General features: G+C 58.3%; 18 protein-coding genes and 1 pseudogene. 12 read left to right on the top strand and 7 right to left on the bottom strand.

Translation table 11 applies throughout. The annotated features are described in order from the left end of the window. Positions 1–71: 71 nt before the first annotated feature. From nifD to OKW27_RS01575, 11 genes and pseudogenes are all read left to right on the top strand, one after another. Positions 72–1,536, top strand: a pseudogene (gene nifD / locus OKW27_RS01625) (nitrogenase molybdenum-iron protein alpha chain). A gap of 74 nt (positions 1,537–1,610) precedes the next feature. Beyond that, complete coding sequence (gene nifK / locus OKW27_RS01620; RefSeq protein ID WP_429332330.1) at positions 1,611–3,170, top strand: nitrogenase molybdenum-iron protein subunit beta; 1,560 nt, start codon at positions 1,611–1,613, stop codon at positions 3,168–3,170. A 370-nt stretch (positions 3,171–3,540) separates the two neighbouring features. After that, complete coding sequence (gene nifE, locus OKW27_RS01615) at positions 3,541–4,998, top strand: nitrogenase iron-molybdenum cofactor biosynthesis protein NifE (RefSeq protein ID WP_429332827.1); 1,458 nt, start codon at positions 3,541–3,543, stop codon at positions 4,996–4,998. Positions 4,999–5,048: 50 nt separating this feature from the next. Then, a complete protein-coding gene (gene nifN / locus OKW27_RS01610) occupies positions 5,049–6,440 on the top strand; it encodes a nitrogenase iron-molybdenum cofactor biosynthesis protein NifN (RefSeq protein ID WP_429332329.1) in 1,392 nt (463 codons plus the stop codon). 22 nt (positions 6,441–6,462) lie between these two features. Continuing rightward, positions 6,463–6,876 carry a nitrogen fixation protein NifX gene (gene nifX, locus OKW27_RS01605; protein ID WP_429332328.1) on the top strand — a complete coding sequence of 138 codons (414 nt, stop codon included), beginning with the start codon at positions 6,463–6,465 and terminating at the stop codon, positions 6,874–6,876. Further along, positions 6,869–7,354 (top strand): NifX-associated nitrogen fixation protein, encoded by a 486-nt coding sequence (locus OKW27_RS01600; RefSeq protein ID WP_429332327.1) that lies wholly within the window; start codon positions 6,869–6,871, stop codon positions 7,352–7,354. Before nifX ends, OKW27_RS01600 begins: the two co-directional genes overlap by 8 nt. Positions 7,355–7,378: 24 nt before the next feature. Further along, a complete protein-coding gene (locus OKW27_RS01595) occupies positions 7,379–7,579 on the top strand; it encodes a CCE_0567 family metalloprotein (protein WP_105512102.1) in 201 nt (66 codons plus the stop codon). A gap of 25 nt (positions 7,580–7,604) precedes the next feature. Further along, positions 7,605–7,919 carry a ferredoxin III, nif-specific gene (gene fdxB, locus OKW27_RS01590; RefSeq protein WP_184038030.1) on the top strand — a complete coding sequence of 105 codons (315 nt, stop codon included), beginning with the start codon at positions 7,605–7,607 and terminating at the stop codon, positions 7,917–7,919. Positions 7,920–7,930: 11 nt separating this feature from the next. Further along, entirely contained in the window at positions 7,931–8,491 is a 561-nt protein-coding gene (locus OKW27_RS01585) for a nitrogen fixation protein NifQ (protein ID WP_429332326.1), read from the top strand. 263 nt (positions 8,492–8,754) lie between these two features. Next, complete coding sequence (locus OKW27_RS01580) at positions 8,755–9,258, top strand: hypothetical protein (protein WP_429332325.1); 504 nt, start codon at positions 8,755–8,757, stop codon at positions 9,256–9,258. 79 nt (positions 9,259–9,337) lie between these two features. Next, positions 9,338–9,460 carry a hypothetical protein gene (locus OKW27_RS01575; RefSeq protein ID WP_429332324.1) on the top strand — a complete coding sequence of 41 codons (123 nt, stop codon included), beginning with the start codon at positions 9,338–9,340 and terminating at the stop codon, positions 9,458–9,460. On the opposite strand, the gene OKW27_RS01570 is transcribed toward OKW27_RS01575, so the two are convergent. From OKW27_RS01570 to OKW27_RS01555, 4 genes are all read right to left on the bottom strand, one after another. Next, on the bottom strand, positions 9,450–10,238 hold the full coding sequence (locus OKW27_RS01570) for an ABC transporter permease (RefSeq protein WP_090811273.1): 789 nt from the start codon (positions 10,236–10,238) through the stop codon (positions 9,450–9,452). The genes OKW27_RS01575 and OKW27_RS01570 overlap by 11 nt on opposite strands. A gap of 3 nt (positions 10,239–10,241) precedes the next feature. Continuing rightward, complete coding sequence (gene nodI / locus OKW27_RS01565) at positions 10,242–11,180, bottom strand: nodulation factor ABC transporter ATP-binding protein NodI (RefSeq protein ID WP_429332826.1); 939 nt, start codon at positions 11,178–11,180, stop codon at positions 10,242–10,244. 247 nt (positions 11,181–11,427) lie between these two features. Continuing rightward, the gene (gene nodC, locus OKW27_RS01560; protein ID WP_429332323.1) at positions 11,428–12,786 is read right to left on the bottom strand and encodes a chitooligosaccharide synthase NodC; all 1,359 of its coding nucleotides are present in this window, start codon (positions 12,784–12,786) and stop codon (positions 11,428–11,430) included. A 1,174-nt stretch (positions 12,787–13,960) separates the two neighbouring features. Further along, positions 13,961–14,842 carry a DMT family transporter gene (locus OKW27_RS01555; RefSeq protein WP_429332825.1) on the bottom strand — a complete coding sequence of 294 codons (882 nt, stop codon included), beginning with the start codon at positions 14,840–14,842 and terminating at the stop codon, positions 13,961–13,963. Between the two features lie 1,041 nt (positions 14,843–15,883). Here OKW27_RS01555 and OKW27_RS01550 point away from each other — a divergent pair. After that, positions 15,884–16,996: an NAD/NADP octopine/nopaline dehydrogenase family protein gene (locus OKW27_RS01550; protein WP_429332322.1), complete on the top strand. Its 1,113-nt coding sequence runs from the start codon at positions 15,884–15,886 to the stop codon at positions 16,994–16,996. Between the two features lie 389 nt (positions 16,997–17,385). Here OKW27_RS01550 and OKW27_RS01545 read toward each other — a convergent pair whose 3' ends face one another. From OKW27_RS01545 to OKW27_RS01535, 3 genes are all read right to left on the bottom strand, one after another. Next, entirely contained in the window at positions 17,386–18,537 is a 1,152-nt protein-coding gene (locus tag OKW27_RS01545) for a porin (RefSeq protein ID WP_429332321.1), read from the bottom strand. Between the two features lie 96 nt (positions 18,538–18,633). Then, positions 18,634–19,296, bottom strand: coding sequence for a transporter substrate-binding domain-containing protein (locus OKW27_RS01540; protein ID WP_429332320.1), 663 nt, complete (start codon positions 19,294–19,296; stop codon positions 18,634–18,636). A gap of 114 nt (positions 19,297–19,410) precedes the next feature. Next, positions 19,411–20,484, bottom strand: a complete 1,074-nt coding sequence (locus tag OKW27_RS01535) for an NAD/NADP octopine/nopaline dehydrogenase family protein (RefSeq protein ID WP_429332319.1) — start codon at positions 20,482–20,484, stop codon at positions 19,411–19,413. Positions 20,485–20,745 lie beyond the last annotated feature (261 nt).

Below are 20,745 nucleotides of genomic sequence, written 5' to 3'. Positions count from 1 at the left end.
TCACGCGAAGAACCGGGCCATGCCGGCTACCCGCTGCCAGGCTTGATACTCACCCTATGGAGCATTCCCCCATGAGCGTCACTGTTGAAGAGCGCAAGGCCGCGAACAAGGCCCTGATCGATGAAGTGCTGAAGGCCTATCCGGAGAAGATGGCCAAACGGCGCGCCAAGCATTTGGGCACCTTCGAGGACGGCAAGCCCGACTGTGGCGTGAAATCAAACATCAAGTCATTGCCGGGCGTGATGACGATTCGCGGTTGCGCGTACGCCGGCTCGAAGGGCGTGGTCTGGGGGCCCATCAAGGACATGATCCACATCAGTCATGGTCCGGTCGGTTGCGGCCAGTACTCGTGGGCCGCGCGTCGCAACTACTACATCGGCACTACCGGTATCGACACCTTCGTGACGATGCAGTTCACGTCGGACTTCCAGGAAAAGGACATCGTCTTCGGCGGGCGACAAGAAGCTCGACAAGATCATCGACGAGATTCAGGAACTGTTTCCGCTGAACAAGGGCATCTCGATCCAGAGTGAATGCCCGATCGGCCTGATCGGCGACGACATCGAGGCCGTCTCGAAGACGAAGAGTGCGCAGTATGAAGGGCACACCATTTTGCCGGTGCGCTGCGAAGGTTTTCGCGGCGTCAGCCAGTCGCTGGGCCACCATCTGGCTAACGATGCGATTCGAGACTGGATATTCGACAAGGCCGATCCGGACAAGCGGCCCGAATTTGTTTCGACGCCTTATGATGTTGCGATCATCGGCGATTACAACATCGCCGGCGATGCCTGGTCGAGCCGGATTCTGCTCGAAGAGATCGGCCTGCGCGTGATCGCGCAATGGTCGGGCGACGGCTCGATCGCCGAGCTCGAGAATACGCCCAAGGCCAAGCTCAATTTGCTGCATTGCTACCGCTCGATGAACTATATCAGCCGGCACATGGAGGAGAAGTACTGCATTCCGTGGGCGGAATACAACTTCTTCGGCCCGTCGATGATCGAGAAGAGCCTGCGCGAGATCGCCAGCCACTTCGACGACACCATCAAAGCCAACGCGGAGAGGGTGATCGCCAAGTATCGTCCCCTGGTCGATGCGGTGAACGCGAAGTTCAGAGCGCGCCTGCAGGATAAGACCGTGATGCTGTTCGTTGGCGGCCTGCGTCCGCGCCACGTAATCGGCGCCTACGAAGACCTCGGCATGAACGTGGTCGGCACCGGCTACGAATTCGGCCACAACGACGACTATCAGCGCACCACGCACTACGTGAAGGACGGCACGCTGATTTACGACGACGTGACCGGCTACGAGTTTGAGAGGTTCGTCGAACAGGTCCAGCCCGATCTGGTCGGCTCCGGCATCAAGGAAAAGTACGTGTTCCAGAAGATGGGCGTGCCGTTTCGCCAGATGCACAGCTGGGACTATTCCGGTCCATATCACGGCTACGACGGCTACGCCATTTTCGCGCGCGACATGGACATGGCCATTTCCAGCCCGGTATGGGGGCTCGCCAAGGCGCCCTGGAAGAAAAACCCCTAAGCGCCGGCCACCGCACCGATCACCGGACTGATCACCGGCCGGCAGGCCTTTGAATTGAATATCAGGAGCATCCCGTGCCCCAATCCGCAGACCAGATTCTCGACCAGGAACTCCTGTTCCGTGAGCCCGAGTACCAGAAAATTTTTCGCGCGAAAAAGGAAAATTTCGAGTTCAACCATTCAGACGAGCAGGTCAAGCAGATCGTCGAGTGGACCAAGAGCGAAGACTACCGGCAAAAGAACTTTGCACGCGACTCGCTCACCATCAACCCGGCCAAGGCCTGCCAGCCGCTCGGCGCAGTGTACGTGGCCAACGGCTTTCACAAGACGCTCAGTTTTGTGCATGGCTCGCAGGGCTGTGTAGCGTTTTACCGCTCGCACTTCTCGCGTCACTTCAAGGAGCCGACCTCGTGCGTCAGCTCGTCGATGACCGAGGACGCGGCGGTGTTCGGCGGCATGAACAACATGATCGACGGCCTCGCAAATGCGTACAACCTGTACAAGCCCGACATGATCGCGGTCTCCACGACCTGCATGGCGGAAGTGATCGGCGATGACCTCGACGCGCTCATCAAGAGCAGCAAGCAGAAGGGCAGCGTGCCGGAAGACTATGACGTGCCGTTCGCGCACACGCCGGCCTTCGTCGGCAGCCACGTGACCGGCTACGACAACGCGCTCCTCGGCATCCTCAGGCACTTCTGGGACGGCAAGGCCGGCACAGCGACGCCGCTTGAGCGCGTGCCCGACGACAGCGTCAACTTCATCGGCGGCTTCGACGGCTACGTGGTCGGCAACATGAAGGAAATTCGCCGCATCTTCGATCTGTTCGGCGTGACGGTGAACATCATCTGCGACCCATCCGAAACGTGGAATACGCCGACCGACGGCGAGTTCCGGATGTACGAAGGCGGCACGACCAAGGAGGAAGTCGAGCGCGCGTTGAACGCGAAGGCGACCTTCGTGTTCCAGGAATACTGCTGCGAGAAGACCAGCAAGTTCATTGGCGAGCATGGCCAGGAAGTGGTGGTGCTGAACTCGCCGGTTGGCGTCGCGGGCACCGATCAGTTCCTGATGGAAATCTCGCGCGTGACCGGCAAGCCGATTCCGGCGCAACTGGAGAAGGAGCGAGGCCAGCTCGTCGATGCGATGGCCGACAGCCAGGCTCACCTGCACGGCAAGCGCTTTGCGCTCTACGGCGACCCGGACCAGATGCTGGGCTACACGCAGTTCCTGCTGGAACTCGGCGCCGAGCCGGCTCACGTGCTGGCGACCAACGGCAACGAAACCTGGGCTGCGAAGGTGCAGGCGCTGTTCGACGCGTCGCCCTACGGCGCCGGCTGCAAGGTGTATCCGAAACGCGATCTGTGGCACATGCGCTCACTGCTGTTTACCGAGCCGGTGGATTTCCTGATCGGCAACACCTACGGCAAATATCTCGAGCGCGATACCAAAACGCCGCTGATACGCATGGTGTTCCCGATCTTCGATCGCCACCATTACCATCGCTTCCCGACCTGGGGCTATGAAGGTGCGTTGCGGGTGCTGGTCACGCTGCTGGACGAGTTCTTCGAAGCGCTCGACGCCAACACGATCGACGTGGCGAAGACCGACTACAGCTACGACATCATTCGCTGACGAGGAGAGCGCGGCCATGGCAGACACAGCAGATGCATCGGGCGCGGCTGGTCAAGATGACGCAGGACGGCCTTAACGTCGAGGTCATCAACGGCTAGGTTTGCCTGGCCGGTGTGGGCGAGGCCGGATGCGTTGCTGGAGACGCGCGCGAATGCGATCGCGCGGGTCCTGCTCCATACGGAACGGCAAGGCAGGCAGTGAACGTGTGTTGTCGTTTTCTGTGTCGCGAGCCGTCTGTCGCAAACCGTTCAAACCCGCCATGGCGATGCGCGCGAGCGACTGCCTCAGCGCCAATTGGCACGTTTTCAAGGCGTTTCCCGGTGGTATGGGACTTGCCACTAGAGAAACGTCCATCCATCAGGAGCACGTCATGTCTGCTTCGCTCAATGCCCAAATCGCCGAAGTTTTCGACGAGCCGGGTTGCGACAAGAATCAAGGCAAGAGCGAGAAGGAACGCAAAAGGGGCTGCACGAAGCAGCTTTCGCCGGGTTCGGCCGCAGGCGGGTGCGCGTTCGACGGCGCGAAGATCGCTCTGCAGCCGGTGGTGGACGTCGCACACCTCGTGCACGGGCCGATTGCCTGTGAAGGTAACTCGTGGGACAACCGGCACGCCGCTTCATCCGGTCCGCAACTCTATCGCACCGGCTTCACCACCGATATCAACGAACTCGACGTGGTGTACGGCGGCGAGAAGCGCCTGTTCAGAAGCGTGCGCGAAATCATCGAGAAATACGATCCGCCCGCAGTGTTCGTCTACCAGACCTGCGTCACTGCGCTGATCGGCGACGACATCGAGGCAGTCTGCAAGCGCGCCACCGAACAATTTGGCAAGCCGGTAATTCCGGTCATTTCCCCCGGTTTCGCCGGGCCGAAGAATCTGGGCAACAAGCTTGGCGGCGAGGCGATCCTCAACTATGTGATCGGCACGCGCGAGCCCGAGTACACGACGCCGTACGACATCAACGTCATTGGCGAATACAACCTGTCGGGCGAACTCTGGCAGACCAAGCCGCTGCTCGACGCGCTGGGCATCCGTATCCTCTCGTGCATCTCCGGCGACGGGCGCTACAACGAGATCGCAAGTTCGCATCGCGCCAAGGTCAACATGATGGTCTGCTCGAAGTCGATGATCAACATCGCGACAAAGATGCAGCGGCGCTACGGCATCCCTTACTTCGAGGGCTCGTTCTATGGGATCGGCGACATGAGCGACACGCTGCGCCATATCGCCAGCCTGCTCGTGCAGCAGGGCGCGCCGGACGATCTGCTCGAGCGTACCGAGCGCCTGATCGCCGTCGAGGAAGCGCGCGCGTGGGAGCGCATCGCGCACTACAAAGCGCGCCTTACCGGCAAGCGGGTGTTGCTCATCACAGGTGGCGTCAAGTCTTGGTCGGTGGTTTCCGCGCTGCAGGAAGCAGGGCTCGAAATCGTCGGCACCAGCGTCAAGAAGAGCACTAAGGAAGACAAGGACAAGATCAGGGAGATCATGGGCGACGACGCCCACATGATCGACGGCATGACGCCGCGCGAGATGTACGCGATGCTCAGGGACGCGCGGGCCGACATCATGCTGTCGGGTGGCCGCTCACAGTTCGTCGCATTGAAAGCCCGCATACCGTGGCTCGACATCAATCAGGAACGCCACCACCCTTATGGCGGCTACGAGGGGATCGTCGAGCTGGTGCATGAGATCGACCGCGCGATCTACAACCCGGTGTGGCAACAGGTGCGGATCCCTGCTCCGTGGGGCGACGACGGGGGAGCGCTCGGTGTGGTCCAGGCGCAAGCCGCCCGCCCGCTGTCGAGCGCCGTGGGGTGGGGGCGATGAGCCTCGAACCCAGTATGCCGACCTGACGCCCCCGAACTCGAGAACATGCCATGGCCGATGTCGTCGAATCTATGAAAGCCTGTGCGGTCAATCCGCTCAAGATGAGCCAGCCGCTGGGCGCGAGCCTCGCGTTCCTTGGGCTCGATGCCTGCATGCCCGTGATGCACGGCTCGCAGGGCTGCACGTCGTTCGGCCTCGTGCTGCTGGTGCGCCACTTCAGGGAGGCGATCCCGCTGCAGACGACAGCCATGGACGAAGTCACCGCGGTGCTCGGCGGCTACGAGAACATCGAGGCCGCGCTGCTCAACATCCGCAAGCGCGCTGCGCCGAAGATCATCGCGATCTGTTCAACAGGTCTCACCGAGACCGAGGGCGACGACGTGGACGGCTATCTCGTTACCGTGCGCAAGCGCAAGCCCGAACTCAACGACACTGAGATCGTCTATGTGTCGACCCCCGACTATGTCGGCGCATTCGAAGACGGCTACCGGCATGCGATTACCGGCATCGTCAACGCGCTGGTCAAGGCGTTGCCAACGGTGGCCAATCAGGTGACGCTGCTGCCCGGCAGCCATCTGTCGCCTGGCGACATCGACGAACTGCGCGAGATCATCGAAGCGTTCGGCTTCGATGTCATTGTGCTGCCCGACATTTCCGGCTCGCTCGACGGCCATATCGCGCCGGACTGGCGCGGCACCACACTGGGTGGTACCACGCTCGCGGAGATCCGGGCCGCGGGTGCATCGGCATTTACCATCGGCGTGGGCGAGCAGACGCGCGACGGCGCCGAGGCATTGCATGCTATCGCCGGCACACCGTTCGAAGTGTTCGGGCGGCTCACCGGACTGGAACCCAACGATCGTCTGCTGCAATTGCTCGCGCAGCGCTCCGGACGACCCGTTCCCGCGAAATACCGGCGTCAGCGCAGCCAATTGCTCGATGCGATGCTGGACGGCCATTTCTACACCGGAGGCATCAAGGTCGCGATCGGCGCAGAGCCCGATCTGCTGTTCGCGGTCGGCAGCATGCTGCACGAGATGGGCGCGCAGTTGCGCTGCTGCATCAGCACGACGCGATCGCGCGCGCACGCGTTGCTGCCCGCTGAACAGGTCGTGATCGGCGATCTCGAAGACATGGAGCGCGCCGCGGCGGACTGCGACCTGCTGATCACCCATTCGCACGGCAGGCAGATGGCCGAGCACCTGCAAAAGCCGCTCTTCCGGATCGGTTTTCCGGTCTTCGACCGGGTTGGAAACGCACATCGACGCTACGTCGGCTACCGCGGCACGATGAACCTGATCTTTGAGATCGCCAACCTGATGATCGAGCAGATTCCGCATCACGATCCGGGCGACTGGCCGCTGCCGCAGGCCGCTATCGATCTGGCCGCGCGCGATCCGGCGCGCGAAGCGAACACTCCTGTCGTCGCGGCCGGTGCTTGACCCACCTAAAGGAGCACACAGCATGAAGATCGCGTTCGCCACCCAGGACAGGCAGTTCGTCGATGCGCATTTTGGCTGGGCGAGGAGCATCGTCACCTACGACGTCACACCGGACGGCTACCGGTTCGTCGAGGCGTTCGACTTTGGTGACAAGCTCGAAGAGGACGGCGACGAGGACAAGCTCGCGCCCAAGCTCGAAGCCGTCAAGGATTGCGCGATCCTGTACGTCGCCGCAATCGGCGGCTCGGCCGCGGCTCGAGTGGTTGCGCTGAAGATTCATCCGATCAAGGTGCCGCGGCCCGAGTCCATCGAGGAGACTCTCGGCAAGTTGCAACAGGTGCTGAAGGGCACGCCGCCACCGTGGCTGCGCAAGGCGCTGGCGAAGGATGGCGAACGTGTATACGACTTTGAAGACGATGAGGTATCCCATGGCTGAAACATCCGCAATTCCGTCCAAGGCCGGCGACGAAATGCTGCTGGTCGCGCCGTTCGTGCAGGAGCTCGTCAGGCAGTTGCGCGCGCAGGACACCCACGGCGTGTGGGAAGGAAAGACCGACCTGCAACTGCTCAAGCCGTACATCCACACGCCGGAGGAACGCCGCGCGATTCCGATCATGGGCGACCCCGCCCCCGAAACGCTGTGGCGGCTCGAGCTTTTCTATAGCGCGATTGCCGTGGCGATCGAGCGTGAGACCGGCCAAATGGTTTCGCCGATGATGAAGATGAGCCAAGAGGGCTTCGGCCGCATGGTGTTGATCGCGGGGCGGCTCGTTGTCGTCAACAAGCAGTTGCGCGACGTACACCGGTTCGGCTTCGCTTCGCTGGAGAAGCTCGCCGAGGCGGGCGAAAAGCTTTTCGACGAAGCGGTCGAGGTGATCCGGATGTACCCCGCCGTCGCACAGTACGGCGCCTGAAGGAATCGTGAGGGGACCGAGACGATGAGCACCGATGCCGATGAACTCAAGGCGCACCTGAAGAAACTCAACGCGCAAGCGACCCGGGCGAAGTTGGACCTCCACGACCTCTCAGAGGAACTCCCGACCAACTGGGAGAACATTCTCGCTGTCGCCCAGCGCTGCCATGACGCCCACGCCGCGCTGATGGCAGCCCGCAAGGCTGCCGCTGCGGCAGCGGCCTGAACCAGCGAAGCCATGGAGCCACATCATGAGCGATACCTTCAGCGTTACGCTGCCAAGCGGCGCCACCTGGACGCCGACCTTCGTCAACAGGCTCGACGAAGAAAAATGCATTGGTTGCGGACGTTGTTTCCGTGTCTGTCCGCGTGGCGTGCTGCAACTCGTCGGGCTTAACGAGGACGGCGCGCACGTCGCACTAGACGGCGACGACGAAGACGAAGACGACGACGAGTACGAGAAGAAGGTGATGATTATCGTGCATCGGGAACTGTGCGTCGGCTGCACCGCGTGCGCGAAGATCTGCCCGAAAAAGTGCTACACGCACGCGGCGGCCGTTCTCTGAGCGATGCCGCGATGGACGCCTATGCGACCCTGATGGCGTGTGCGGTGGATGCGGGCGATCCCACCGTGCTGGCACTGGCCGGCGTGCTGTCGAGCGGGTTCGAGCACCACGGCGTCGATGTGCTGCCGATGCCCGGACTGGACGCCGACCAGACGCGCCGGATGCTCGCGCGCTGGTTCCCGGGTGCCGGCTCGGCGCTCGGTCTTACGTGCGTCTTGTCGCCCGCCACGATGCCGCGTGGCGACGAACTGGAAGACCTCGTGGCGTTGCTCAATCACCATGCCGATCCGCGCGCCGGCCCGGCAGACGAGGCGAACTGCGTGGCCCATGCATTGGCCTGCGCGAGCCTCGGGCAAAACCACCTTTGGCAAGACCTGCTTCTGCCGTCGCGGCGCGAGTTGTCCGCATTGATCAGCCACTGGTTTCCGCGGCTGGCCGCGAAGAATACGCATGACATGAAGTGGAAGAAGTTCTTCTACAAGCAACTGTGCGAGCGCGAGGGCCTGTTCATCTGCAAGGCGCCGAGTTGTGGCGTCTGTTCGGACCATGCGCTTTGCTTTGGAGCGGAGTAGGCAGCACGCGTCGGCCACCGCTTCGATTGTGTCGCGTCGCGGGTGGCCGACTTCTGGGGCTGGGCGAAGCCGCTGTCCGAGCATCGGCTGGCGCCGCACGCGCGTCATGCCGGCCGGACGCGCTACACGTACGACACGGTGCGTAGCTGGTTTTTCACTCCGGCAGCGGGCGAACGGCTTGCGGGCCATGTCACGAGGCGCTCTCCATGAGACCCATGCCGCCTGCCGTTGCCGTAACGGTGCGATCCGAAGCGCAGCCCGTCATGAATCAGAACCGCGGCACATGCCTTCCCGACAGCAGTGCGAGCCTGTCGCTGGAGCGCGCGCGGGCACATGTCGCGAGCCTGCAGCACGAGTTGTTCGCGGTTGAGCAGGCGCTGCTCGACGACCGCGCATTGACGCGCGCATTGAGCGGGCGTCGATGGGTTTATGTGGGCGGGCGGCCAAGCATCAACGCCGTGCTGCGTGCGCTGGTGGAGGCGGCCGGAGGCGAGTTCGTTCATCACACCGGAACCATCGACGACGATAGCCGTGCCGAAGGCTTCGAGGCTTTGCTGTCGGGCGCCTACCGGGTGCTGTGCCCATTGGATCTGATCGACCCGGATTCGCTGGTCGCGCTGCGGCGATTGTGCGCGCGTCACCGCACGCCGTGGTCCGCTTTGCGTTCGTCGAGCGTGACGAGCTTCATCGCGGGCGTGTTGCGGGCTCGGCCTGCCCAGCCGCGCGGCGTGGTCGCAGCGTCGCGCTTCTGCCTGAGGCATGGCTGACGTCGTCATGACTTTACGTACCGCGAGATGTGGGCGCAAAACTTGCCTTTGACGTGGTCTTTCCACGAGAGGGCCTGCAATGCCCGATTCCGCACAACGCTACGGCCTTTTCCTCAACGTCGAGAACCCCGACGGCGACGCGCGCGATGCGCAGACGCAAACCGTGCGTAATGCGCCGGCCATAGCTGGCATTAAGACATGAGGCGTCGACGTAACAGCGCCACCGACAGAAAGAACGGCAACACCGTGCAAATGCAGAGAGCGCCAATATGCAGGGCAACACTGCCCACCGGGCGTCCGAGCATCGCGGGACGGATAAGGTCGACGGAATGTGCGAGCGGCAAGAAGCGCGCTACGTCGCAAAAAACGGCAGGTAGCTTACTGATCGGGAAGATCACGCCGCTCAGGAGCACCATGGGCGTGAGAACGAGCGTTTGATAGAACACGAAGTAATCGTGACTGGGTGCAAGCGCCGTGAGGATCATCGCCAGACTCGCGAAGGCGAGGCCAGTCAGGGCGATGGCAGGCAATGCATAGAGAATGGATGACCACGCTGCATAACCCAGTACGGTGGCTACCACCATGACGGCGATGCCGGCAAAAAAGGCCCTGGTGGCGGCCCATGCCAGTTCACCGAGAACGATATCGCCGAGCGTGAGCCGTGTACACAGGATCGCTTCCCACATGCGCTGAACATGCATGCGAGAGAAAGCTGCGTAAATCGTTTCGAAGGTCGCGGAGGTCATCGCGCTCGTGGCGACCATACCCGCCGCGAGAAACGCGATATAAGATGCGCCATCGACGCGACCTACCATTATCCCGAAACCAAAGCCGAGGCCGAACAGATAAATCATAGGATCGGCAAGATTACCGAGAATCGAGGCAAACGCGACTTTTTTCCATGCCAGATAGTTGTGGCGCCACACTGCAACCCAGTTCCACACGTTCGCGGGCAGGGCCGCTGCATAAAACTCTCTCATCGTTCACTCCTTCATCCCGCGCCCGGTTAACTGCAAAAAGACATCCTCGAGATTTGCTGGACGCTGTAAAAGGCGCAGCGCCGCGCGCCCGCGCAACTGTACAGACACCCGTTCCGGATCGGACACATAGCAGAAGAGGGTCCCACCACTGACCTCGATACGCTGCGCGTGCGGCGCGAGCAACGTGCGCAGCTCATGCGGATTGCCGCCGTGGATCTCGACCACGTGGCTCCCGATCTGTTCTTCGATCAGCACGCGAGGCCCGCCTTCGGCGATCTTTCGCCCCTCCTCCAGCACACACAGTCGGTCGCACAGCCGCTCGGCCTCTTCCATGAAATGGGTGGTCAAGAGGATCGTCTTGCCGCGCGCCAACAATGACCGCAGGCTTTCCCAGATCAGGTGGCGCGCATGCGGGTCGAGACCCGTTGTAGGCTCGTCCATGACCAACAACTGTGGATCGTTGATCAGCGCGCGTGCCAGCATCAGCCGCCGCTTCATGCCACCGGATAGTTCGGTGACGCGCGCATCGACCTTGCTTTCGAGGCAAGCGAATTCGAGCAGCGACGGCACGACCGCTTCAATTTCACGTGTGCTCATGCCGAAGTAGCGCCCAAACACCAGAAGGTTCTCGCGCACGGTGAACCCGGGCTCAAGGTTGTCGAATTGCGGCACCACGCCAATGCTCATACGTGCCGAGCGAGCGCGCGCCGGCACTGGCTCCCCGAGCACGATGATCTTGCCTGCGTCGGGCGGCGCCATGCCGAGAACCATACGCACCGTCGTGCTCTTGCCCGCGCCATTTGGCCCTAGCAGACCGAAGCACTCTCCAGGCGCGACGCTGAACGACAATCCGTCGACTACGATCTTGTCGCCATATGACTTCCTTACGCCGGTGAAGCTGATTGCTGCTTTGGACATGGAGATAAGAAGGAAATTACGCACTCGTCTTAAAGAAAAAGAAGCCGTTCTGCTGCCGCGGCCCGATTGAAAACGCCCTGGTCGATAGAAGATCCTTGCCTGCCAAGCGCGAGAGTTACTGACAATGAAGTACCAGGATTTCGGTGAATGCACTGGCGTTGGGAAGACGACAATCGAGCCTTTGCGTGAGACGATCGCACTCAAGCGGACCAGTGCCGATGGTGGGCGGTTCTGGGTTGGCGCAATACTCGAGATCTATATGTACGATTAACTAATCGCCATCGAATGCTTCGTGAGACGTCGCTAATGTTGAAGACTCGCACGCGTGATCCTGCCCACGGTGTGGAGTCGCAGATCTTGACGCTGAAGTGGCGTTCGGCTTTGTAACCGGATTCGGAGTATCGACCTGTTTTTCACGAACGTTCGATACGTTCCCTGCAGAGCCACGGGACAGCCAATCGCTATTGCTCAATGTACACAGCGCATAGACTTTCAGGGGGAGCAAGAGAAAGAGGTTAATGGGTGTGTGAAGAGAAAAGCCAAGAAATCGAACCTGGCGAGCGCGAACCGATGCCACGCTACAGCGGATCATGGTCGATGATGCGATTATCAGGGCAGTCCACCACGGCACTGTCGCTGTCAATGCGAGCTGCGCGAGACCCGCTAGTAGCGACAAGCCGAGAAATAGCGAGCCCAGATTGTGTCCGATCACGTCCAGCGTAAGGTAACGATCGAGACGGGGCAGCAGGCGCAGCGAAAGCAACGTGTCCCGATACGTACTGCGCGCCCAGCGCAGTTGTTGGCGCAGATACGCCCCCAGTCTGTCTGGAACGACTGTCGCCGCAATGGCGTCGTGAACGTACACGGTCCGATAACCTGCCGTCAGCATGAGAATCGTCAGATGACGGTCTTCGCCGAAGTCGCTCGGCTTCCCGCGAAAAAATTGCGTCTCGTACTGATCTAGCAGCAAAAGGAGCGCGGACCGGCGGTACATGGCACATGGACCGCAGCAACACATAACAGCGCCGAAGCGAGCCTGTGCGGCGCGTTCTTCATTGCAAGCCAACCAGTACTCCATATCGATCAGACGGGTCAACCAGGTGTCGCTGCGGTTGCTGGCCGTCAACTGCCCCATGGCGGCGCCTATCGTCGCGTCTCGCATTGTCAATACGAGCTTCTTGACGACATCGGGCGCCAGCGTCGTGTCCGAGTCGACGTTGAGTACCAGTTCCCCGGATGAAGAGCGTATCGCGGCGATCTGTGCCTTGCGCTTTCCCATATTTTTGGGAAGCGTAATGAAGTTGAATCTCGGGTCGCGCGAGTACTCATCGTATACCGGCCTCACGGCGTCGAGATTCGCAGAACCATCATCGACCACATAGACGCGCAGTTTTGCGGCGTAGTCCTGGTTTGCGATGGACTCCAGGCATGCCGAGAGCGTGCGCGGGTCCTCATTGAAGCAGGGAACGATGACATCCACGCCCGGCAGAGTGTCGGAGTCGATCAGACCGTCCGACAGCGATGACACGTTTGTCGGCTGAGCATAAAGCGTCTGGGTACTTTTATAGACAGTCGAGAGCAGCGCATAAAACGAGACAGCGACAGTGCTAGTTGCGGCAAGCATGTTCATAGGGTATCTGGTTCGTCCGGTGAGGTTGAGGAAGCGATCGGATTGCAAACCCCCGGTCATGCAATGCAGGAATCTTGAGGGAAAGCGCCGTGAGGGTCTGCTCGCGCCGACCAGCGTGATTACATCGTCCCAACTCATCGGGAGGGCATCCGCCGTGCAAGAGCACAATTGCACCCGGCCCGACAGAGGCCAGCACTGCGCTGACAATCGCGTCCATGCCGGGACGAGACCAGTCTCGCGGGTCTACCGACCAGTGGAGGGGCGCCAGACCAGCGCTCGCTGACGTAGTGAGCACTGCTTCGGTCCACATTCCATACGGGGCACGTATATATGGCCCGAGTAAATCGAGCAAATTCGGTATGAAAAAGGAATTGGTACTGTCGTCAAAGGTTAAGTAGACGTCGCGACATCCGGCGCGATTGTGGCACTCGTCGCGCGCCGCGGATACGCAATTGAGGACCTTCACAGCTCTGGACCGTTTCGTTCAATTATCGAGCCAGTAGGCCGATCCACGGTCGATAGTCCCAACCGAAAGGCTGCGACGGGCACGGTTCCGGTAAGCTTAGGTGGCGCGTCGAGAGATACATCTAAAAGTATGATCATCATGAAGACACGTCTAAACATTGTCGTACTACTTATAAATTTGAAGTATTCGATCAATCAACTTCGATTCCGATTTCCGCAACGAGAGGCTTCACTGTGCAACACAAAAATTGATTTGTAAAATCGATTGCGTTGATGCCTTGCATCTATAGCATGGATATGTTGAGAAATGGGTTTTAAGGGTTTCGATCTAAGTCTGCTCGTTGCGCTCGAGCGTATAGACCAATCCGCTGGCGTTAAGGTAGCTCCGTTTTTGGAGCGACCGACGATGCCGGCTCATCGCACAACCATGCGCAAAATCAAGGAAGTACTCCGCCTGAAGTGGGCATGCGATCTCACGCACCGCCAGCGTGCAGGGCGCCCTCAGCGTCGGTCTGGGGACGATCACGCAGTATCTTCAGCTTGCCACAGCGGCAGGACTGGGCTGGGCGTCGGTCGAACATCTGGAAGAAGACGAGCTTGAGCGGCGCGTCCTGTCGCTCGCGTCGTCACCTTTGCGGTACTCGACTGCGAAAGTCATATCAGTATCTGGTCGTGGTCCTGCGCAGATTGCTCTATCACGAAAGATCATTTAGGCGCGACACGACAGGTAGAGCACACTTGCAATAATTATGACCGTCCCGAGTGCTACCTGTAGAGAAATGACCTCCCCCCAAATCAAATAGTCGAAAATGATTGCCCATACAATGCTGAGGTAACCAAATGAGGCGACGATTGGGGTGGCGACAGTCGCGACTGCGATCGTTAGCATAAGTTGCGCTACACCTGCAGTCAGCCCAAAAAGAACCATGTACCCGAAATCCCTTAGATCTGGCGCTACCCAAGCGACGGGAAGTGACACTCCGCTAACAATCGTCGCTATGATTGTGTAATAGAAGACGATTGTCGCTGGCTCGTCAGTTCGCGAGAGTCTCTTGACCTGGATGACTGAACCGGCGCTAAACATAGCACTCAGCAGAATTAGAATCATTGCGCGCAGCGACGCACCATTGGCGCTAAATGGTGAGGAAGCCACCGCGACTCCCACGAATCCGGACATCGACGCTATCGCCGTAGGTAGACGAAAACGCTCACCCAAGAACACGATGCCGAAAAAGCAGACAAAGATTGCTTCTGTCTCCTTCAGCGTTACAGCAGTTGATAAAGGCAGATATGGCACGCCGGCAATGAAAAATCCTACTGCGGCAAGCCCTGTGGCGGCTCTGATGAAATGACCGCCTAAGCGATAAATCGTCAGTTCCTTCCATTGAATGTGACGAGTCCCGAACAGGAACGCGGCGGGAATTAATCCGGATAGCATCCGAAAGAACATCATCTCGTTCGCCGGATATCTTGCCGGAATGATCCTCGCAACCGCATTGCTTATTGCGAAGAGCAGAATCGCGTAGAACATGAACGCAATCCCGCGCAGCTTTCTAAATCGTGTGCGAAAAAGCCGATTTTCGGTCGGCAACTTGTAGCTAGACTGCTCCGATGTCTCAAAAGAATCGTGACTTATATGAGCATTCCCTAACGTAACACAATTCAAACCGACATACCGCAGAAGGCAGAATTTCGTTGTGCGCGTCATCACGAAAAGTTTTTTCATGTTGCGAAGGTCCCACGAAAAAGGAGTGCCTGCTCGATCGCGTGTGGTAACGAAGCCCACACGGCGCATACCGGCTAACTGTCGGGGCCATTTCAGCGTGGACGGAATTGAGCCGCGTTACGGGACGTCGCGGTTTGTCGAAATATCCCAGGTCCGATAGCTGTCTGCATGCAGCTTTCGCACCATGTCGGCCTGAAAGCTCGAAATCCCCGGTGAACGAACTTTTGGCGCATTTCGCGAAATTGCCTCGGCTGACATTGCCGACGTCGGATTCCCGACAAACGGCGCGCGGTTTGTCGCAAGCGGTGCCTTCGTGTTCTGTCCTGGCGCGCGATTGGGTCTGTCACACTTCACGACGGATGACCCAGTCGCGCAGCGTCGGCTACTACGCGACGACAAATGGAATGAACGCCCCTACGTACAGATTGGGAGGCTCTATTGGAGGTGTTCGCGGGCCTACGGCACTAGGGCGCCAAATTGAAGATCATTGAGATGTATCCGTCAGCGGAACCCGTGTTGTAAGAAGCTCGCACCAACATACCTACGCGATCCGGGTGCCAAAACACCGTTTTGGCCTTATAACCTTTCCGCACAGATGATTGTTCAGCGGAGGTTAATACGCATTGCCTTACAAACACGTCGAGATTCGGACAGACCCAACTCAAGATGCTGGATTTGTAACGTTCGCGACATGATCTGCACTGGACGAGGAATCGCATCTTGTTCTCCTCACCACATTAACCGGTATATGAGCCGTTTAAAGAGGTGGCCTCGTTCCGCGGTGGCACGCTCGTTGCGTGCCGTCGTCGCGCTAACGCACAACTACTGATCGACGTTCAGCCTTGCATGACGTCGCAATATTGGGTGGCGTCACAGAAAACTTCTGTTTGTTTATGCGGAGAGGACATGTCATTAAGGTTTCCAGTTTCAATCATCGGCGCCGGAAATTGTGGATGCGCTTTCGCGGCCGATTTGGCTAGTCGTGGATTCGAGGTTCTCCTTTACGGGAATCCAGATCATCGTCGTAATATTGATGCGATCCGAGCGAACGGTCGCTTGTTGGCTAGCATGGCTATCACGGGTGAGTTTTATCCGACTGTAACTACTGATATGGATGAGGCCGTAAACTTCTCGCGTTTTCTCGTGATTGCTGTTCCAGCATACGCGCATGACAATCTCATTGGTGATCTAAAAAATTTCGATTTGAGTCGACATGTCATCATAGTCAATAATGCCAATTTTTTTTCCCCAATGGGTTCAAAAGAGCTAAACCCGCAGGCAGTTCTAGAGACAAATTCCTCGCCCTATGCGTCGTCGGTCAGGGACGGCGAAGTCCGGATCACTGGAATTAAGAATTGTTTGCCGATTGCTGCTTTTTCGAACGCCATGGATGAGAAACAGTTATCGCAAATCACCGCGATCTTTCCGGAAAGGCTCTTGTGGTGGGATAACATTTTCGCAATTGGAATGCAGTCGAATAATGGTGTCATTCATCCTGTCGGGGGTATTTTAAATACGGGATGGATAGAAAGCACAAAAGGAGATTTTTTCTTCTATCGTGATGGGATCTCACCCTCGGTCGGGAGGGTCGTAGAGGCGTTGGACAATGAGCGATTGAAAATCGGAGAGGCTTTCGGTTTTCGACTGCCGACAGTCCTCGAGGAAATGATCGGCTTTTACGGCGGAGATTGTTCCAACTTCTCCGATTTCGCTTTCCAATCCAAAACTCATAACTCCACGAAGGTCAAAACGCCTGATCGTATGCAACATAGATATATATGTGAGGATATTCCATATATTTTGGTCCCTTGGTACGAACTCGGCGCCAGAGTGGGCATAGAGTGTCGGGCAATCAAAGCCGTGATTGAAATCGCTTCCTCCATCAACGGCGTTAACTATTTTCAAACTGGCCGTAATCTGAAGCGCCTCGGTGTAGACCACATGTCGAAGGCGGAGCTTTTGCGATTCGTAGATAGCGCGACTTTCCGATTGCCGTTAGCTTCGGCTACTAAGAAGTGAACGGATCCATCGGGTAAATCGAATCGCCTTCGGACTCCTGGAAGCCGCTTGGTTTAAGTCGATACCGGCTGCAACAGTATTGTTGAATTGCCGGTAGTAGTTTGCTTCAGCATCATCAGGCGGGGCGGGATATGGTTGAGCCGTTCCATCACCCTATGGCAGTTGGGCGCCGAAGAAAGGGCCGACGCAGCCACGCGCTGATGCGACGAACGCGCGCCTACATGTGCAAGCGCAAACATCACTCGCAGGAGATCACTGCGGAGGGCCGGCACGTGGGTGCGTTTATGAGGACGCTCTCCGCTTCTGTAGGAACTGGGCTGGCGCAAGGCGCCGCCCAACAGGTTCGCTCGGAACGTGGACGAACGTCAATCGAGCGATATCTGGCCGGTTTAGAATTTATGACGCAGGCCGACGCGCGCAACCACCTGATTGCGATTCGACGATACGTCATCGGCCACCGGCACAAAGGCGAAGTCGAGGGCGCTGCCAGTACGGTCACCACCGACGTGCTGATACGCACTCTGTACATAGACGTCCGTGCGCTTTGACAGTGAGTAATCAGCCATCAGCCCCGCAGTTTCGTAATTCGGCTTTAGCTTTCCAGTGGTGGCGTTGAAACCGCTCAGGGTGTACGTATACATCGCCCCGACGAAGAAGGCTGGCGTGAACTGGTACTTGCCGTTGATTTCGAAATTCTGGTAACGCAGGTTGGAAAGCGTGCCCGAGGCTGGCGTAATCTTGCCGACGTATCCCGAAGACACCGGATTGGCGACGAAGGTATTCGAATACGAGATGCCCACGTTGGCCGAACCAAACGTGTAGGTTGCCCCCGCGCCGAAGATGCGCAACTTGTTCCCCAGAAAATTTTCATCCGCAGCGGGATTGTTCCCGATTGCACCACCGGCGGTGGACGACTGGTTGTTCGCCTGCAGATAGGCGGCTTCCAGCAGCAAGCCGCCTATGACGTATTGGACGCCCATGCTGTACGCGCGATTGTTGGCGAAGTTGGTGTCGTTGCTAAAGCTGTACGTGCCGCCAAATTTAAAGCCAGCAATCTCGCGGCTTGTGTACTTGACAGTATTGTTGACACGGAAGGTGTTGTCCGTGTTGTCGTTGTCGTACGGATGGGAGAACATGCCCCCGCCCCATGTGCCATTCGCCGTCGTTTGAGCCAGATAGTTGACGACGGAGTCGTACTGTCGACCGAGAGTAACCGTCCCGTATTGGTTGGATGCGACGCCGACCCACGCCTGTCGCCCAAACATCAGGCCACCCTGACCGAGCTTGCCATTATTGACATTAAAGCCGCTCTCCAACTGGAAAACTGCCTTAAGACCGCCGCCGAGATCCTCCGCTCCCCTCAAGCCCCAACGACTCCCTTGGACCGTACCGCTCTGGAGCTCGAACAGCTTATCGCCACCGACGTTATTCGTATAGTTGATTCCTTCATCGATCAGACCGTAGAGCGTCACCGTACTTTGGGCCATTGCGGGAGCTGCGGCGGCTGACATCACGAAAGCTGCAAGAAGTTTGATTTTCATTGAGGTCTCCAAACCTTATATTCTGTGTCTCGATGCTTTTTTATGCGCAACCCTGGGTCGGGCACGCGGTCTGTTTTGCTGGGCAGTTGACGTCGATTAACCGCCGTAAACGTCGAACGTGAAGTACTTCTTTGCAATTCGGTCATACGTCCCGTCCTTGCGGAGACTGTCGATCGCACCGTTGATTGCTTCGAGCAGGGCTCTGTCACCCTTTCTCACACCGATGCTAACGCCGGGACTGAAGATGGCGGCGTCGTGCACGGCCGGACCTCGCGCGAAACCGAAATCACGACCCCGCGCAGTATTCAGGAATCCCGACTCAGCCGTCGGCCCCGAAACCAGTGCCGCATCGAGCCGCCCACCCGCGAGGTCATTCCACACCTGGTCTTGCGAAGGGTAGGGCACAATGTCAACTCCATTCGTCCAATGCTTCCGTGCATAGGCTTCCTGTGTGCTTCCCTGCAAGACTCCGATATGCTTTTCGTTGAGCGATTCGGGCATTGCCACCAGAGCCGAGCCGCCCCTTACAACCAGCGCTTCGAAGTTGGCGTATATCTTGTGGCTGAAACCGATTGCCTTCGCGCAAATTGCATTACCCAGATCAATGTCAAATCCAACGAGCTCGCCACTTGGGGTTTTCGACTCAAATGGCGGGTAAGCGCTGTCGACTCCGAACTTAAGTTCCTTTCCATCGTACGCGAATGCCGCAAATGGAATGCACATTGCGCACAAGGCGACCAGTAGCGTTTTCATCTTCATTTTGGTTTCTCATAAACTCCAAGTCTGGATTTGCGGCATAGTACTTCTGCTTTTATTGCGTCGGTGGCGTCGGACTCGGACGCCCATCGAGCGCCGCGCCGGATGTAATGGCATCTAGGTTGGAACGGCATAGCCGTCGACCACAAGCCTCTTGAGGGTGTCGATTTGAAGCGGTCCAATCTCGGGAAGAATGTCGTTGTCCGCCACAAAGTCCCGACCGTAACAAGCGCCGAGAATTACCACGCCGCCCTCGTGCAAGGGTGCTCTCACCCCAGCCAGCTCGGCGAGTCGAAGCGTCGGTACCAACCCGAATGGCACGTCTTCGAGCACGTAGCGTGTCGCGATGTCTCTCGGGCCGAGCGGATCACTCCCTTGCCGGACCAGTTGCTCCGATATTGCCGAAAGTGAGTCACCAACCACGCCAAAAGACAGCCTGCAATGATCAAAGGTCGTTCTCACTGACTTTCCGAATGCTGCTGCAATGGTAAGTCTCTCTTGGTCTAGAGCCTCAAGGAGCCTCCCGACTGTTGGTGTCAGATTGGAGTTTTGCCTCCAGCTTTCGCCCTTCTCAATACGGGTCAAGTTGGCTAGCGCAATACCCATGTGATCTTGCGGATTAATGTTGCTGAGCGTCAGCGTCAGCATGTCGTCCTTCAGTGCGAACCGGTCTCCGAAGAGTGAAACGCAAGTGGTATGAATCCGGTGGATGTGGCGGGTTGGAAATGCGGCCATGTCGACCTTGGCGCGGATCGTGCCTACCGTGATAGCTCTCGCAGACTGAGTCTTGCACGTTAGCACCGTGGTGCTCCAAGCTGCTATGGGGATGACGAGCCTCCGCGCCGCAAGGCGCTGGGAAATGTAGAGAGCGGCAAATGAAAGATGAGCGCTGATAATTACGCTATGGTGTGCGCGGATATGAGGGATGATGCTGTCGAGGACGAATCGGTATCCGTAGGCCGGCAATGCCAAAATAATGACATCGGCGTCGCCGACATCTTCCGCTTTCCCGCAGACTTCCAAGTAGAACTCTCCCTCGACCGCTCCCTTCACGTGAAGGGGAAGTCCAGCAACGAAGTCTGCAGTCCGGGCTCCAGATGGAGACCAAACTTTCGGTTTATGTCCATTCTGTATGAGATACGCCGCATAACCCAAAGCGATTGCGCCGGCTCCCACGATTGTCACTTGCATGTGCCTTATACCTTGAAATAGTTTACTGGCCGTGCACGACCTAGGCGGTTATGTATTAAGTTTCTCAGCCAAGCCAAAACCCATCGCTTTTTGGAGAGGGCAAACGAAACGTCACCTACACGTTTTTCGCATATGAGATAGCATCGATCTGCAAAACTACATTGAGTGTGGCGGGTTTTGGTGCTCAATGCGATGCTCTTACGTGCGAAAACACTAGCGGTTGCAAGACAAGCGTTTGTCCTTGTAAAAACTTTTATTGGC

This window comes from Paraburkholderia sp. 35.1 (assembly GCF_050436525.1).
In the GTDB taxonomy this organism is placed as follows: Bacteria; Pseudomonadota; Gammaproteobacteria; order Burkholderiales; family Burkholderiaceae; genus Paraburkholderia; species Paraburkholderia tuberum.
This window is presented reverse-complemented; position numbering and strand designations above follow the sequence as displayed.